Source organism: Ruegeria halocynthiae (genome assembly GCF_000743705.1).
GTDB classification, from domain to species: Bacteria; Pseudomonadota; Alphaproteobacteria; order Rhodobacterales; family Rhodobacteraceae; genus Ruegeria; species Ruegeria halocynthiae_B.
The window spans coordinates 322170-336216 of record NZ_JQEZ01000001.1 but is presented as its reverse complement, the minus strand read 5'-3'; the positions used below and the strand labels follow the sequence as shown (position 1 = coordinate 336216).

The 14047-nt window shown below is 57.1% G+C and carries 15 protein-coding genes; 10 read left to right on the top strand and 5 right to left on the bottom strand.

Going from position 1 to position 14047, the window contains the following annotated elements; all coding sequences use genetic code 11:
• The first annotated feature begins 44 nt into the window (after positions 1 to 44).
• The 6 genes from JT51_RS01595 (at position 45) to JT51_RS01570 (ending at position 7016) form a co-directional block, all read left to right on the top strand.
• Entirely contained in the window at positions 45 to 1778 is a 1734-nt protein-coding gene (locus JT51_RS01595; protein ID WP_037307106.1) for a sensor histidine kinase, read from the top strand.
• Positions 1775 to 3004, top strand: a complete 1230-nt coding sequence (locus JT51_RS01590; protein ID WP_037307104.1) for a sigma-54-dependent transcriptional regulator — start codon at positions 1775 to 1777, stop codon at positions 3002 to 3004. The genes JT51_RS01595 and JT51_RS01590 overlap by 4 nt, the downstream gene beginning before the upstream one ends.
• 369 nt (positions 3005 to 3373) lie before the next feature.
• Positions 3374 to 4375, top strand: a complete 1002-nt coding sequence (locus tag JT51_RS01585) for a DctP family TRAP transporter solute-binding subunit (RefSeq protein WP_037307102.1) — start codon at positions 3374 to 3376, stop codon at positions 4373 to 4375.
• A 114-nt stretch (positions 4376 to 4489) separates the two neighbouring features.
• On the top strand, positions 4490 to 5167 hold the full coding sequence (locus tag JT51_RS01580; protein ID WP_037307100.1) for a TRAP transporter small permease: 678 nt from the start codon (positions 4490 to 4492) through the stop codon (positions 5165 to 5167).
• On the top strand, positions 5167 to 6543 hold the full coding sequence (locus tag JT51_RS01575) for a TRAP transporter large permease (protein ID WP_037307097.1): 1377 nt from the start codon (positions 5167 to 5169) through the stop codon (positions 6541 to 6543). The genes JT51_RS01580 and JT51_RS01575 overlap by 1 nt, the downstream gene beginning before the upstream one ends.
• A 161-nt stretch (positions 6544 to 6704) precedes the next feature.
• Complete coding sequence (locus tag JT51_RS01570) at positions 6705 to 7016, top strand: DMT family transporter (protein WP_037307095.1); 312 nt, start codon at positions 6705 to 6707, stop codon at positions 7014 to 7016.
• A gap of 337 nt (positions 7017 to 7353) precedes the next feature.
• Here the strand turns inward: JT51_RS01570 and tpiA are convergent, their stop codons facing one another.
• Positions 7354 to 8103, bottom strand: coding sequence for a triose-phosphate isomerase (gene tpiA / locus JT51_RS01565; protein WP_037307093.1), 750 nt, complete (start codon positions 8101 to 8103; stop codon positions 7354 to 7356).
• 331 nt (positions 8104 to 8434) lie between these two features.
• Positions 8435 to 8800 (bottom strand): HesB/IscA family protein, encoded by a 366-nt coding sequence (locus JT51_RS01560; RefSeq protein ID WP_037307091.1) that lies wholly within the window; start codon positions 8798 to 8800, stop codon positions 8435 to 8437.
• A 219-nt stretch (positions 8801 to 9019) separates the two neighbouring features.
• On the opposite strand from JT51_RS01560, the gene JT51_RS01555 reads away from it, so the two are divergent.
• A complete protein-coding gene (locus JT51_RS01555) occupies positions 9020 to 9340 on the top strand; it encodes a hypothetical protein (RefSeq protein ID WP_235216099.1) in 321 nt (106 codons plus the stop codon).
• 235 nt (positions 9341 to 9575) lie between these two features.
• Here the strand turns inward: JT51_RS01555 and JT51_RS01550 are convergent, their stop codons facing one another.
• The 3 genes from JT51_RS01550 to JT51_RS01540 form a co-directional block, all read right to left on the bottom strand.
• Positions 9576 to 9938, bottom strand: a complete 363-nt coding sequence (locus JT51_RS01550; RefSeq protein ID WP_037307090.1) for an SUF system Fe-S cluster assembly protein — start codon at positions 9936 to 9938, stop codon at positions 9576 to 9578.
• 95 nt (positions 9939 to 10033) lie between these two features.
• Positions 10034 to 10312: an NfeD family protein gene (locus JT51_RS01545; protein ID WP_037307088.1), complete on the bottom strand. Its 279-nt coding sequence runs from the start codon at positions 10310 to 10312 to the stop codon at positions 10034 to 10036.
• On the bottom strand, positions 10312 to 11202 hold the full coding sequence (locus JT51_RS01540) for an SPFH domain-containing protein (protein ID WP_037307078.1): 891 nt from the start codon (positions 11200 to 11202) through the stop codon (positions 10312 to 10314). The genes JT51_RS01545 and JT51_RS01540 overlap by 1 nt, the downstream gene beginning before the upstream one ends.
• A gap of 175 nt (positions 11203 to 11377) precedes the next feature.
• Here JT51_RS01540 and JT51_RS01535 point away from each other — a divergent pair, with 175 nt between their 5' ends.
• The 3 genes from JT51_RS01535 (at position 11378) to JT51_RS22375 (ending at position 13990) form a co-directional block, all read left to right on the top strand.
• Positions 11378 to 12289: a nucleoside hydrolase gene (locus tag JT51_RS01535; protein ID WP_037307076.1), complete on the top strand. Its 912-nt coding sequence runs from the start codon at positions 11378 to 11380 to the stop codon at positions 12287 to 12289.
• 64 nt (positions 12290 to 12353) lie between these two features.
• A complete protein-coding gene (tgt, locus tag JT51_RS01530; RefSeq protein WP_037307074.1) occupies positions 12354 to 13484 on the top strand; it encodes a tRNA guanosine(34) transglycosylase Tgt in 1131 nt (376 codons plus the stop codon).
• Between the two features lie 92 nt (positions 13485 to 13576).
• Positions 13577 to 13990 carry a DUF6636 domain-containing protein gene (locus tag JT51_RS22375; RefSeq protein WP_037307072.1) on the top strand — a complete coding sequence of 138 codons (414 nt, stop codon included), beginning with the start codon at positions 13577 to 13579 and terminating at the stop codon, positions 13988 to 13990.
• The last annotated feature ends 57 nt before the right edge of the window (positions 13991 to 14047 follow it).

Genomic DNA, 14047 nt, shown 5'->3' with positions numbered 1-14047 from the left:
CCGCAGACTTGCCATGCGGCGCGCCGAATGCAAGACCCTATGTCATGCAAAGGGTTTGGGTGATCCTGGGATTTCTGTTTGCCGTCGGGCTGTTGGCCGCCGGGGTCTGGTCCTATGGCTATCGGCAGGCGCTGTCGCAGCTAAGCGAAAAGGCCGAGGCTGATCTGGAACTGGCCGCTGACCGGCTGAGCACGCAGATGCAGGTGTATCAGGAACTGGCGGTGCTGATGGCAAATCATCCCGTCCTGCAGTCGCTTGATACCCCGGTGCAGCGACGGATGGCACAAGCGATGCTGTTGGACGTGGCGGACAAGACTGCGGCGGTCAACATGGTGTATTTGGATCAGAACGGGCAGGTTCTGGTTGCAGCTCAACCAGTGGCACAGCGCAATATGGCCGAGCATCCCGCCTTTCAGCGTGCCCTGCAGGGTGCGTTGGGCAATGCGCATGGTGTCCTGCCGATCAGTGGGGACCGGATCTATTCCTATGCGGCACCAAGCTTTGATGCCACGGGGCAGGTCGATGGTGTGTTGATGGTCGTCGCAGATGTGCAGGATGTGGAACAGACCTGGCGTGGCAGCACCGAGGCGGTTTTTTTCATTGATGGCGACGGGGTGGTCTTTATCTCGAACCGGTCCGATCTGCTGTTCTGGCACCGTGCTGATGGGCAACGGGGCCTTGCACCGCCGGGCAAAGGTTCTGTGGATTTCGCAACGGTTCAGGTCGGCCGGCACGAGCTGTGGACGCTGAATTGGGGCCGCTATCTGCCGCGCCGTGCTCTGCACCTGATGCTTGACCTGCCGGTGATCGACATGACCGCCGAAGTGCTGGTGGACGTGGCCCCGGCACGGCGTCTGGCCGGGCTGCAGGCCGCGACCGTTGCCGCAATTTGTCTGGCCTTTGGGGCGCTGCTATTTCTGGCGACAGAACGCCGACGCGCGCTGGCAGAGGTCAACACAGTGCTGGAAACCCGTGTCGCACGGCGCACCCGCGCTTTGACCGCAGCCAACACCGCGCTGCGGCGTGAGGTGCGCGAACGGCAAGAGGCAGAGGCCGCCCTGAAACACGCGCAAGAGGAACTGATTCAAGCAGGTAAGTTGAGCGCGCTAGGGCAGATGTCGGCGGGGATCAGTCACGAATTGAACCAACCGCTGATGGCCATCAGACAATTCGCTGACAACGGAACCGCGTTTTTGTCGCGCGGAAAGGAAGGGAATGCAGCCGAGAACCTGAACCGCATTTCGGACATGGCGGCCCGGATGGCGCGGATTATCAAAAACCTGCGCGCCTTTGCCCGAAATGAAAGCGAACCTATGGGCAAGGTCGATCTGGTGCTGGTCATCAACACCGCCGTGGAACTGACCGAAGCGCGCCTGCGTGCCGAAGGTGTCACGATGGACTGGACACCGCCCGCCGATCCTGCTTTTGCCTGGGGTGGAGAGGTGCGGCTGGTTCAGGTGTTCGTGAACCTGATCAACAATGCCGCCGACGCAATGAGCCAGCAGGACGACCGGCTTATTCGCATTGAGCTCAACACCCGGGACCGTTTGGCCGTAACAGTGCGCGATATCGGACCGGGCATTGAAAACACGGAAAAGCTGTTCGAACCGTTCTATACGACCAAGGCTGTCGGCTCATCCGAAGGGATGGGGCTTGGCCTGTCCATCTCATATGGTCTGGTCCAAAGTTTTGGTGGTAATATCCGTGGTGCGAACTCGAACCCAGGCGCGACATTCACCGTTGAATTGGAGCACTTCACGGAAGACAAAGACCCATGACTCAGAAAGTTCTTTTGGTCGATGACGATGCCGCAGTGCGCGAGGCGCTGGCGCAGACCCTCGAACTGGCGGATTACGCCCCGGTCACGGCTGGGTCATTTGTGGCAGCTAAGGATCATATCCAGGCTGATTTTCCAGGGGTGATTGTTTCGGATATCCGGATGCCCGGGCGAGACGGATTTCACCTGCTGGCCTATGCCCATGAAATCGACCGGGATCTGCCGGTTATTCTGCTGACTGGCGAAGGCGACATTCCGATGGCGGTGCAGGCCATGGGGAAAGGCGCGTTTGATTTCCTTGAAAAACCATGCGCCGCCGCTGATCTGCTTGAGGTGCTGAGCAAAGCGTTCGCCACGCGCAGGCAGGTTCTGGAACAACGCGCCTTGAAGCACGAGCTTGAGCGTGGTGACCCTGCCGCCCGATTGCTGTTTGGCCTGTCGCCACAGGCCGAAGCGCTGAGGGAGCGGGTTCGATCCGTGGCCCCCACCAACGCCGAGGTTCTGGTCACCGGGCCTGCCGGAAGTGGTATATCCAAGGTCGCCGAGGTTGTTCATCTGATGTCGCCGCAAGGGCAGGGGCCGTTCGTCAAAAGACCCTCATCGGGTATGACGCCTGATGATCTGATGCGCCTGTGCGATGACGCCGCTGGCGGGTCCTTGTTTCTTGACGAAATCTCGGCGATGCCGGAGGCCACGCAATATGCGGTGCTTGAGATGTTGGAACAGGGCACCGGGGTCAGAATGCTGGCGGGAACGACAGCTGATCTGGCCAAACTGCCCCCGGACAGAGTGTTCCATGCCGACTTGTTCTATCGGCTGGACGTCATGCGGGTGCGCATCCCTTCGCTGGCGGAACGACCCGAAGATATACCGGTGATCTTTCGCCACTATGTTGCGCAGGCCGCAGAGCAGGCCGGTATCCCGGAGCCCGAGGTCACATCCGAGCACATGGCGACATTGATGGCCAGCGATTGGCCGGGAAACGCGCGGTCTTTGATGTCGGCGGCGATGCGGTTTGTGTTGGGAATGCCGGAAGAGGTCGCGCAGGCCACTGATCTGGGTTTGAGTGAGCAAATGGCGCGGGTCGAACGCTCGTTGCTGATTGCGGCATTGGGCAGACACAACGGCAAGGCGTCGGATGCTGCAAAAGCGCTGAAGCTGCCACGCAAGACATTCTATGACAAGCTGGCCCGCTACCAGATTCGACCAGAAGACTATCGCAGGTAGGTCAAAGCCTCCCGCTGCCTTTGACCGCATTTTCATGCGGTTAAAGACGTTGGGCCCAGCAGGCCGCTGACGCGGCCTGCGGTCACGGAAACAGCAACTGTCGCGAATCGCCGCCGATGATTCGAAGTAAGTGCGGAAAATCGCACAACTGGCCCTGTCGATGTGCGAAATTCCGCACAGATTGGGTTTTTGTCATTGCTGCGCTGGCAAGAAATTTCCGTAATAGTTTGTAAATAAACAATAAAAACTTAATCCAGTGGCGCTGCAACAAAAAGTTGAGCGAACACCATTGATTCGGTTCACTTCGCGGCATGGGGCGCTGAACCGGTGCCCGGTGGAAGATTAAAGAAGCCCGGGAGGAAAAGACTGATGAAATTCCTGACAACGGCCGCAACAGCAGTTGCACTGACCGTAACCGCAACCGCAGGCATGGCGGCCTGCGATGATGGCGAAATCGTCGTCAAGTTCGCACATGTGACCAACACCGACAAACACCCCAAGGGTATCGCCGCTTCGCTGCTGGAACAGCGCGTGAACGATGAGATGAATGGCGTAATGTGTATCGAGGTCTATCCGAACTCGACCCTGTACAACGACGACAAAGTGTTGGAGGCGATGTTGCAGGGCGACGTGCAACTGGCCGCGCCATCGCTGTCAAAGTTCGAAAAGTTCACCAAGCAATTCCGCCTGTTCGACCTGCCGTTCATGTTCAAGAACATTGAAGCAGTGGACGCGTTCCAGGCCTCGGCTGATGGTCAGGCGATGAAGGACAGCATGCAGCGCCGCGGCCTGCAGGGGCTGGCGTTCTGGCACAATGGCATGAAGCAGATGTCGGCCAACAAGCCGCTGGAAGATCCCTCGGATGCGGACGGCCTGAAGTTCCGCGTACAGTCTTCGGACGTTCTGGTGGCGCAGATGGAAGCCATCGGTGGCAGCCCGCAAAAGATGGCGTTTTCGGAAGTTTACGGCGCGCTGCAACAGGGTGTTGTTGACGGACAGGAAAACACCTGGTCGAACATCTATGGCAAGAAGTTCTTTGAGGTGCAGGACGGCATCACCGAGACCAACCACGGCATCATCGACTATCTGGTTGTGACCAATGTTGACTGGCTGGACAGCCTGGACCCCGAAGTGCGCGAGCAGTTCCTGACCATCCTGTCCGAAGTGTCCGAGCAGCGGAACAAGGAAGCCTTTGCAGTGAACGAAGCAGCCAAAGCCTCGATCACGGACGCGGGTGGCATCATTCGCCAGTTGAACCCCGAGCAGCGTCAGGCCTGGGTCGATGCGATGAAGCCCGTTTGGGATCAGTTTGCCGGTGACGTGGGTCAGGACAAGATCGACGCCGCACAGGCGATCAACGCCGGGTTCTGATCCGGGTCAAGGCCGCGCGTCTGGGGACTGGGGAGTTATCGACGCGTTGGCCGGGCGGGCCAAAAATGGCTCGCCCGCTATTACTCTCATCACAAAAAATGCGGGGACAAATAGATGTCTGGTGCGAAATCCGGCCAAGGCGGGTTGGTCGACCATATCGAAGAAACCGTGATTGCGTTGCTGTTGGGCCTTATGACGGCCGTGACATTTGCCAATGTGATCGCGCGGTTCTTTTTCAATTCCAACATATTATGGGCGCTTGAGCTGACAGTGTTCATGTTCGGTTGGTTGGTTCTGTTGGGTGCATCCTATGCGGTGAAGAAGCACGCCCATCTGGGGGTTGATGCCATCCTGAACATGTTGGCCCCGGCGCCGCGCCGTATTCTGGCGTTGATTTCGGTGGCGTGTTGTCTGGCGTTTTCATTGCTGTTGCTGAAAGGTGCATATGATTATTGGGCTGTTTTCGCCGATCTGCCACCAACATCTGGCCGTTGGTTCCCGACCGGATTCGACACAAGCGCACGCAGTCAAAGCTTTTACGAGGTCGATGACATCCCCATGGTCGCACCCCTGCGGTTTCTGGAGGGTTTGATCAACTATGGCGAGGGCTATGAGAAGCTGCCCAAAGTCATTCCCTATCTGGTCTTGCCGGTGTCGATGGTGTTGCTGGTGACCCGTTTCACGCAGGTCGCGATGCAGGTCTGGCGTGGCGAGACGGACCGCCTTGTCGCCAGCCACGAAGTAGAGGACGAGATCGAAGAGGTCCGTGCCCAGCAAGGAGAGCATGACTGATGGACGTAATTCTTCTTTTCTCGATGGTCATCGGCATGCTGCTGATCGGTGTTCCGATTGCGGTGTCTTTGGGCCTCAGCTCGACCCTGTTCCTGCTGATCTATTCTGACAGTTCGCTGGCCTCGGTTGCGGGCACGCTGTTCGAGGCGTTCGAGGGGCATTTCACCCTTCTGGCGATCCCGTTCTTCATTCTGGCGTCTTCCTTCATGACGACGGGCGGCGTGGCGCGCAGGATCATCCGGTTTTCGATTGCCTGTGTGGGGCACTTACCGGGTGGTTTGGCCATTGCTGGCGTCTTTGCCTGCATGATGTTCGCGGCTTTGTCCGGGTCTTCACCGGCAACTGTGGTGGCCATCGGCTCTATCGTTATCGCGGGTATGCGTCAGGTCGGCTACTCCAAAGAATTTGCCGCTGGTGTGATCTGTAACGCTGGTACGCTGGGCATCCTGATCCCACCGTCCATCGTGATGGTGGTTTACGCCGCAGCGGTCGAGGTCTCGGTCGGGCGGATGTTCCTTGCAGGCGTCATTCCCGGGTTGATGGCGGGTTTGATGCTGATGATCACCATCTATGTTATGGCCAAGGTCAAGAACCTGCCCAAAGGCAATTGGGAAGGGTGGGGCGAGGTCTTTAAATCGGCACGCGAAGCCGGATGGGGCTTGTTCCTGATCGTGATCATTCTGGGCGGAATCTATGGTGGTATCTTTACGCCGACAGAAGCCGCAGCAGTTGCCGCCGTGTATGCGTTCTTTATCGCCTGCTTCGTCTACAAGGATATGGGGCCGCTTAGCACCGCTGGCGACGCACAGAATATTTCGCTGTTGAAGAAGCCATATGCGTTGATCACGGCCTTCTTCCACCCGGATACCAAGCACACGCTGTTCGAGGCGGGCAAGCTGACTGTTACCTTGCTATTCGTGATCGCCAACGCATTGATCCTGAAGCATGTTCTGACTGACGAGCAGGTGCCGCAGCATATCGCCGGAGCCATGCTGTCGGCGGGTCTGGGACCGGTGACCTTCCTGATCGTCGTTAACGTCATCCTGCTGATTGGCGGTCAGTTCATGGAACCTTCGGGCCTGCTGGTCATCGTAGCACCTTTGGTGTTCCCGATCGCCATCGAGTTGGGCATCGATCCGATCCATCTGGGCATCATCATGGTGGTCAACATGGAGATCGGGATGATCACGCCTCCGGTCGGGTTGAACCTGTTCGTGACTTCGGGCGTGGCTGGGATGCCGATGATGAGTGTCGTCAAGGCGGCACTGCCGTTCCTGGCCGTGTTGTTCGTCTTCCTGATCATGGTGACCTACATTCCGTGGATTTCGACCTTCCTGCCCAATACCTTCATGGGGCCAGAGATTGTGACCAACTAGCGCGCGCTAACGCGTATTCTGACCGGGCAGAGCAATCTGCCCGGTTTTTTTGTGCCAATGCATTGAAACATAGCCCAACATGCTTAAATCTAAGCCCGAGGACGACCTCACCATGTCTGGCTGACCATTCGGGACGACCCGAATAGACAAAAGGTGTCCTTATGCCCTGGATTTTACTGTTATTCGCCGGTCTGCTCGAAATTGTTTGGGCCGTGGCCATGAAGCAATCGGCGGGTTTCACACGCATGTGGCCGACAACCATCATGGGCGTGTCTATGGTGGGCTCGTTCGGGTTGCTGGCGTTGGCAATGCGGGATCTGCCGCTGGGAACCGCCTATACAATCTGGACCGGTATCGGTGCAGTTGGCGCGTTTCTGGTGGGCATCATGCTTTTGGGCGAAGCGATTACCCCGATGCGAATTTTCGCCGCGACGTTGATCCTGGCGGGTCTGATCACAATGAAACTGGCCTGAACGGGCGATGGCCTCAAGATTTTGGATAACAGGATTAAGCTGCCCATGGACGCGGTCCGGACCGGGGGCAGCTATTCCACACGATCAAAACCCGCAGGTTTAACTGAACGACGGATCGCAATCGGCAACTCGGGCGTGGATGGGTGACCCCGATGTCGATATTGTTTTCGACCGGGGTTACTAAATTTCAGGGTTTTCTGAGGAATTCAATCCCGGCGTAGTACACGCAATTTACTTTTTTGCTGGAAATCCCCGGATAGATAGAACGCCTTGTCGGTGACGATGCGTCTTTACCCAATAGGACGGCCAGGCGAACTGAAGTTTCAAGCCGACGGTTTCAAACCCTTTCGAGGGCGTCAATGATACCTGAAAAGTCCTGTGCTTTCAGGCTGGCACCACCGACCAATGCGCCGTCCACATTTGAAACGCCAAAGATATCCGCGGCATTACTCGGTTTGACTGAACCGCCATATAGCAAGCGAACCGAACGGCCTACGCCCTCGCCAAAGCGCCGCTCTAACCGGGAACGGATAAAGTCGTGAACTTCGCCAATTTCGTCCAGTGTAGGGACCTTGCCAGTGCCGATGGCCCAGATGGGTTCATAAGCGACGATCAGATTTTCGCCCGTTGACTGATCGGGAATGGAACCCGACATCTGCCCGCCGATTATGTCCAGCGTATTGGCCGCCTCGCGCTGTTCCAGGCTTTCACCAACGCAGATAATCGTCGTCAGCCCGGCATCCATCGCCGCGCGCGCCTTGGCGCGGACGTCCTCGTTTTGCTCTGCATGATCGGTGCGGCGCTCTGAATGGCCGAGGATAACTGCGCTTGCGCCCGCATCAGCCAGCATGTCCGCACTGATATCACCGGTATGCGCGCCCGAAGTTGCGGCGTGGCAATCCTGCCCGCCGACCGTGATACCGGTATCCCCGGCAACTTCGGCCGCTCGGTGCAGCAAAGTGGCAGGCGGGCAGATCAACACATCAACCGAAGCTGAAGGAAATGCACCTGCCAGAGCCTTCAACTCGGTCAGCGCCGCGGCGGTTCCGTTCATCTTCCAATTTCCAGCCGCCAGCCTGCGCCGCATTTTGCGTTCTCCCCAAAGAGTTCTTTGTATTCTGAAGACCGGATATCACCACCAGTGCGGCCTGACAATTCCGGTTGAGAGCCATGCCGCAAAACGGCAGGTTCTGCATGGATGAAGTGGGAATGCTATGATCGACAATCTGAACCGTCGGGCAGGCTAAGGCGACGCTTTACCGCGTCGTTTACGGGGGGCATGAACGGCTTTCTGTTCCGCTGTTCCTTTTCCCGTCCTGCGACATAAAAGTAGTCCCGCCCGACCCAGGCGAACCCATTCGCGCGGACACGCACCTAACTCGTTTTAATGAGACGCATCTGTACCTCAAGGCGGTGGCTTAGGTCCGGGGGGAAAGTTCCTCGGCGAATTTGATCGACTCGCCACATCCGCAAGCATCTACGACATTGGGGTTGCGGAATTTGAAACCGGATTCGAGCAGCGACACTTCGTAGTCGATCTCGGTTCCGAACAGGAACATCTGCGCCATCGGCGCAATCATAACCCGCGCGCCGTCCTGTTCGACAACTTCGTCATTCGTGTCGGGTTCGTCGACATAGTCCATGGTGTATTCCATGCCGGCGCAACCGCCCTTTTTGACACCAATGCGCAGGCCAGCATGACCGCCTGACACCATCAGGCGCGCAATCTGCTCTGCAGCTTTGGCTGTTATCGTCACAGCCTGTTTGCCGGGAATGCCGAACATGGTGATCTCCGTTGTCGCGCGTTGCTTCTAACTTAGTGCTCAGGGGCGGCAGGCTCAAGACATAGCAACGATGCTTACCTAAGATTTACCTTGCGGCAGTGAATTTCGGGCCAATTGCCAACACGTTGGGACTTGCGTTTTGAAGCAAGGTGACTTTAGCCTGAAAACGATATCCCAGGGCGGCGATAAAGCTCGGGCAGATTGATGAAAGGTTAAAAAATGAATTATTTTCAAGCATCTGCAAGGTGTGTTTTACTGGCGGCGGTTGTTGTCGCCAATGCTGCTTCGGCCGAAACACAGGCGGACCGACACCCGGTTAACTGCGCCACTGCCGACGGAGATCTGCGCGCGATTGCGGCAGAAAAGAAGCACGCACAAGATCAGCAGGTCGAAAGCGTTGTTTCAATTTTGCCTGCAGGGGCATTGCTGGGGTTGATCACGGGTACTGAAAACAAAAGATTATCCATGTTATCAGGTGATTACGTCAAAGCTTTGGATGACAGAGCTGATGAAATCAAAACGAAATGCAATATTAAGTAGCCGCCCTGGCCGAGGGACGAAAAAAGGCCGCCCTCGGGCAAGGGCGGCCCCTGTTTCAGGCCGTAAATTTGGGGGGTAAGCGATTGGTCGGCCCGGACGGCCAGCGATACCTCTCAGAAAAATACACCGGCTTCGGAGAACTATCCTTGATTATTGTAACGAATTTCCAGCAGTCATATGACAGCGGGATAAACGTTTAATGACAGATGGTTGGGCCGAAAAGATGATGCAGATCTTACATGAATCCAAGCTCAAGGCGTGCTTCGTCGGACATCATTTCCATTCCCCAGGGCGGTTCCCAGGTCAGTTCGACGTCGACTTCTTTTATGCCTGCAACGGGTTCTATAGCTTCGACAATCCAGCCGGGCATCTCACCGGCAACGGGGCAACCCGGCGCGGTCAGCGTCATGATGACCTTCACCGCGTTATCATTGGCGATGTCGATCGTGTAGATCAGGCCGAGATCGTAAATATTCACGGGAATTTCAGGGTCAAAGACCGATCGGCAGGCTTCCACCACCGATTCATAAAGGGGGTGCTCAATGGTTGAAGGCGCAATCAGGGGGCTGCCTTCGAACTGTTCACTCGGATGAGTCATTCGTGCCTCGGGTCTGTTTCCTGAGAGTTTATATAGGGAATGGCAGTCGCAGCGTCCAGTGGTGCAATGGCGCCCGTTAAGGGCGCCAGCAAAGTTTAATCATTGATGTCGTGCCGAAAGGTCTTCACCTGACCGTGAGGCAGGGCGAACATACGCCGCAGAACCAACCACGCAATCAGCGATAGAACCGCAAATATCAGCAGAAGGATCGGAAGCGAGGGCGTGACACCGGGGATGATCAGCAAAACACCGGTAACGGCTGCCCCGATGGCAAAGCCAAGAAAGATGAATCCCGGCAACACGATCTCAAGTATGCCAAGGGCCAAAGCCCCGGCAAGCCATATCCACCATGTCAGCCAAAAGGGGTCGGCCATTACTTTCTTCCTTTCAGCATCTTAAAGGCATCGCCAAAGGCTTCAAGCGCGTTGGCAGGAACAACGATGGTTTGCGAACCGGTACCATTGCCCAGTGCGTTCAGGGCTTCGACCTGTTTCAGGGCAACCTGATATTGCGCGGCCTCGATGCCGTTGTCCTGAATGGCTTTGGCAACAACGCCAGTCGCGTAAGCCTCGGCCTCGGCCTGAATACGGCGCGCTTTGGCGGTTTGCTCGGCGGCGTAAAGCTCGGCATCCGCCTGAAGCTCGACCGAGCGTTTCTGACCTTCGGCCTCGGTCACTTGGGCACGGCGGGCGCGTTCGGCGTTCAACTGCTGGAGCATTGCGTCGCGGGTGGCTTGATCCAGGTTCACGTCCAGAATCTCGGCGCGGGTCACCTGAATGCCCCAGTCATCGACGGCAGTTTCGACGGCTTCCTGAATGCGGCTGATCAACTGCGCGCGGTTCGATTGAACCTCATCCAGATCCATTTTACCGATTTCGGCCCGCACGATCCCAGCAACGGTTGTCGCAATCGCACCATCTACGTCACGGATGCGGTACACAGTCTTTTCTGGTTCCAGAATACGGTAAAACACCGAGGTGTCGATTTGCACCAGAACGTTGTCCTTGGTGATCGCATCCTGCGTCGCATTGGGTAGCTGGCGTTCAAGGATGGATATCTTGTGGCGCGCAACATCCAGAAAAGGAACGATAAAGTTGATGCCTGGGCCAAGCACCGAATGCAGGCGACCGAACCGTTCGACCACGTATTTTTCGGATTGCGGGACGATTTTGATGCCTTTGAGAATAACGACAACGATCAGTACCGCCGCCAATATGAAAATGATGTTCGACGTCAGCAGTCCAATGATCTGGTCTTCTGTCATGTCTGTCCTCTTTTATTGTGTACTATAGTATACATTTGGGGATTGAGTCGCCCGATTTCAACTCTGGTATGGATTGTACGTGCGTGGATGCAAATCTATGAACTTATGGATGAGAGGCGGAATTTTCAGAATGTGACCGCTTTGCATCCAGTCGCGACTGCGCTATCGGGCAGGGATGAAACTGATAATCGACACTGATCCCGGCATCGACGACGCCATGGCGATTGCCTACGCTGCTGCCGCCCCCGAAATCGACCTGATCGGTTTGACGACCGTCTTTGGCAACACGCATGTTCATCAGTCCAGCCGGAACGCCCGGTTCCTGGTGCATAAACTGGGTTTGGACGTGCCCGTGGCGGAAGGTGCCCGTTGCGCACGTGGGGCCGGCAGCCACGATCCTTCGGCACATGTCCATGGGTCAGAGGGGTTCGGGGATTTCACGGATGTTCCTCAGATCGGATCCAATCATAGCCTGACCGCGGCCGAGTTTCTGGTTGCCATGGCACGCGAACACAAAGGTGAATTGGTGGTATGTGCCGTTGGCCCCCTGACCAATATCGCTGACGCGATGCAACTGGACCCCGCGTTCACGCGTAATATCAAGCGTTTGGTGATCATGGGGGGCGCGGTTTTCTGCCCGGGTAATATCACGGAACACGCCGAGGCGAATATCTATCACGACGCAATTGCCGCGGATGAGGTCTTTGCCGCGCCGCCAGAGACTGTTCTGGTTGGTTTGGACGTTACCCTGCAGACCCTCTACGAGGCCGCTGATTTTGAGGCGCTAGCTGGCCACTCAACGGATATTGGTGGGTTTCTGCGCGATATCTCCCGGTTCTATCTGAAGTTTTACAAGGAAATCGGCGGGCTCGAAGGGTGCGGGTTGCACGATTCGACCGCAGTGATTGCCTGCACGCACGCGCCCATGTTCGGCATGGTGGAAACCGGCCTTCAGGTGGTTGTCGACGGCGCCGAGATCGGCGCGACACGACCTGATCCCTCAAGGCCCGGGATACGTGTGTGCCGCGACGTGGATGGGGCAGGGGTCGTCAGCCTGTTCACCGAACGGGTGGCGTCGTTGCCCTGACGGGTTGCAAACGCGGCGCGGATCGGGCAAATCCTGCCCGGTTCAGCGACCCCGAGGCGACCCAATGACAGACCGTTTTTCCTTTGACCTGAAAGCCACGGACGGCAAGGCCAGAACCGGCGTGATCCACACACCGCGCGGCGAGGTGCGTACGCCGGCCTTCATGCCTGTGGGCACGGCGGCAACGGTCAAGGCGATGATGCCCGAAAGCGTTCGCGCAACGGGGGCGGATATCCTGCTGGGCAACACCTATCACCTGATGCTGCGCCCGACGGCTGAACGGATCGACCGGCTGGGTGGATTGCATAAATTCATGAATTGGGAACGCCCCATTTTGACGGATTCGGGCGGGTTTCAGGTCATGTCGCTGGCCGGTCTGCGCAAGCTGACCGAAAAGGGCGTTACCTTCAAATCTCATGTCGATGGCTCCAAGCATGAGCTGACACCGGAACGATCGATGGAGATTCAGCGCCTGCTGGGGTCGGACATTGTTATGTGTTTCGACGAATGCCCATCCTTGCCCGCAGACCGCGACCGCATCGCGGACTCGATGCGCCTGTCGATGCGGTGGGCCGACCGCTCACGCGAGGCATTCGGGGATCGCCCGGGCCACGCGTTGTTCGGCATCATGCAGGGCGGTCTGGAACAGGATTTGCGTGAGGAAAGCGCCGAGGCGCTGAAATCCATCGGGTTCGAAGGCTACGCGGTCGGCGGTCTGGCTGTGGGTGAGGGGCAAGAGGCCATGTTCGGATGCCTCGACTATGCGCCTGATTTCCTGCCCGCCGACAGGCCGCGATACCTGATGGGTGTCGGCAAACCCGACGATATCGTCGGCGCGGTCGCGCGGGGTATCGACATGATGGATTGCGTTTTGCCGTCACGCTCAGGGCGTACCGGGCAGGTGTTCACCCGACATGGTGTGGTGAACATCAAAAACGCCCGCCACGCTGACGATCCACGCCCGCTGGACGAGGCGTGCTCATGCCCGGCCTGTTCAAGCTATTCCCGTGCGTATCTGCACCACGTCTTCCGCTCGAACGAGATGATCTCGGGCATGCTGCTGACCTGGCACAACCTGCATTACTTTCAAGAGATTATGCAGGGCATGCGCGATGCGATTGCGGCGGGGGCGTTTGAAGCGTGGCAGGCTGAGTTCCACGTGCAGAGGGCGCAAGGGGACATCGAGCCGCTCTGACATGCGGGGCCCTTGGTGACAAATCACAGGTATTTTGATAGTCTGGCCACAGATTGCTCAAGGTATTTTCAGATTTTTTGCAGGGGGTTTCGATGCCTCGTTTCTTTGTCCTTCTTTGTCTATCAATTGTTTTTGCATCAGGTTCACAGGCGGACGTCTGGACGTTCGAGACACCATCTGAAAACATCCAGTGTTCTGTCGGTCAAGGGGCGGGCGTATCCGACATTTTCTGTACGATAATCGAACGCCGAGGCACGCCAGCCTTGCCGCGCCCGGCCGATTGCCAATCGGATTGGGGGCATGATTTTCTTATGCTGAATACCGGGCCGGTTCAAATGCAGTGCGGACCGCTTAACCGCAATCGTGATGGGTATGACCGGGCTGAATACGGCGTGACCGGAAAGTTTGGCGGATTTGTGTGCCATTCCTCGAAAAAGGGTTTGGAATGCAAAAACGAGGACGGCCATGGCTTTTTTCTATCCCGCGCGGTTCAACGCGTGTTCTAGCGGGCGGAATTATGAATGTATCCGCATGTTTCGGCGATTTCGGTGGATATGTCCGCC

Excerpts from the sequence above, each read along its gene's own strand:
- JT51_RS01595 (WP_037307106.1), top strand. The coding sequence starts at position 45 with ATGCAAAGGGTTTGGGTGATCCTGGGATTTCTGTTTGCCGTCGGGCTG.
- JT51_RS01590 (WP_037307104.1), top strand. The coding sequence starts at position 1,775 with ATGACTCAGAAAGTTCTTTTGGTCGATGACGATGCCGCAGTGCGCGAG.
- JT51_RS01585 (WP_037307102.1), top strand. The coding sequence starts at position 3,374 with ATGAAATTCCTGACAACGGCCGCAACAGCAGTTGCACTGACCGTAACC.
- JT51_RS01580 (WP_037307100.1), top strand. The coding sequence starts at position 4,490 with ATGTCTGGTGCGAAATCCGGCCAAGGCGGGTTGGTCGACCATATCGAA.
- JT51_RS01575 (WP_037307097.1), top strand. The coding sequence starts at position 5,167 with ATGGACGTAATTCTTCTTTTCTCGATGGTCATCGGCATGCTGCTGATC.
- JT51_RS01570 (WP_037307095.1), top strand. The coding sequence starts at position 6,705 with ATGCCCTGGATTTTACTGTTATTCGCCGGTCTGCTCGAAATTGTTTGG.
- tpiA (WP_037307093.1), bottom strand. The coding sequence starts at position 8,103 with ATGCGGCGCAGGCTGGCGGCTGGAAATTGGAAGATGAACGGAACCGCC.
- JT51_RS01560 (WP_037307091.1), bottom strand. The coding sequence starts at position 8,800 with ATGTTCGGCATTCCCGGCAAACAGGCTGTGACGATAACAGCCAAAGCT.
- JT51_RS01555 (WP_235216099.1), top strand. The coding sequence starts at position 9,020 with ATGAATTATTTTCAAGCATCTGCAAGGTGTGTTTTACTGGCGGCGGTT.
- JT51_RS01550 (WP_037307090.1), bottom strand. The coding sequence starts at position 9,938 with ATGACTCATCCGAGTGAACAGTTCGAAGGCAGCCCCCTGATTGCGCCT.
- JT51_RS01545 (WP_037307088.1), bottom strand. The coding sequence starts at position 10,312 with ATGGCCGACCCCTTTTGGCTGACATGGTGGATATGGCTTGCCGGGGCT.
- JT51_RS01540 (WP_037307078.1), bottom strand. The coding sequence starts at position 11,202 with ATGACAGAAGACCAGATCATTGGACTGCTGACGTCGAACATCATTTTC.
- JT51_RS01535 (WP_037307076.1), top strand. The coding sequence starts at position 11,378 with ATGAAACTGATAATCGACACTGATCCCGGCATCGACGACGCCATGGCG.
- tgt (WP_037307074.1), top strand. The coding sequence starts at position 12,354 with ATGACAGACCGTTTTTCCTTTGACCTGAAAGCCACGGACGGCAAGGCC.
- JT51_RS22375 (WP_037307072.1), top strand. The coding sequence starts at position 13,577 with ATGCCTCGTTTCTTTGTCCTTCTTTGTCTATCAATTGTTTTTGCATCA.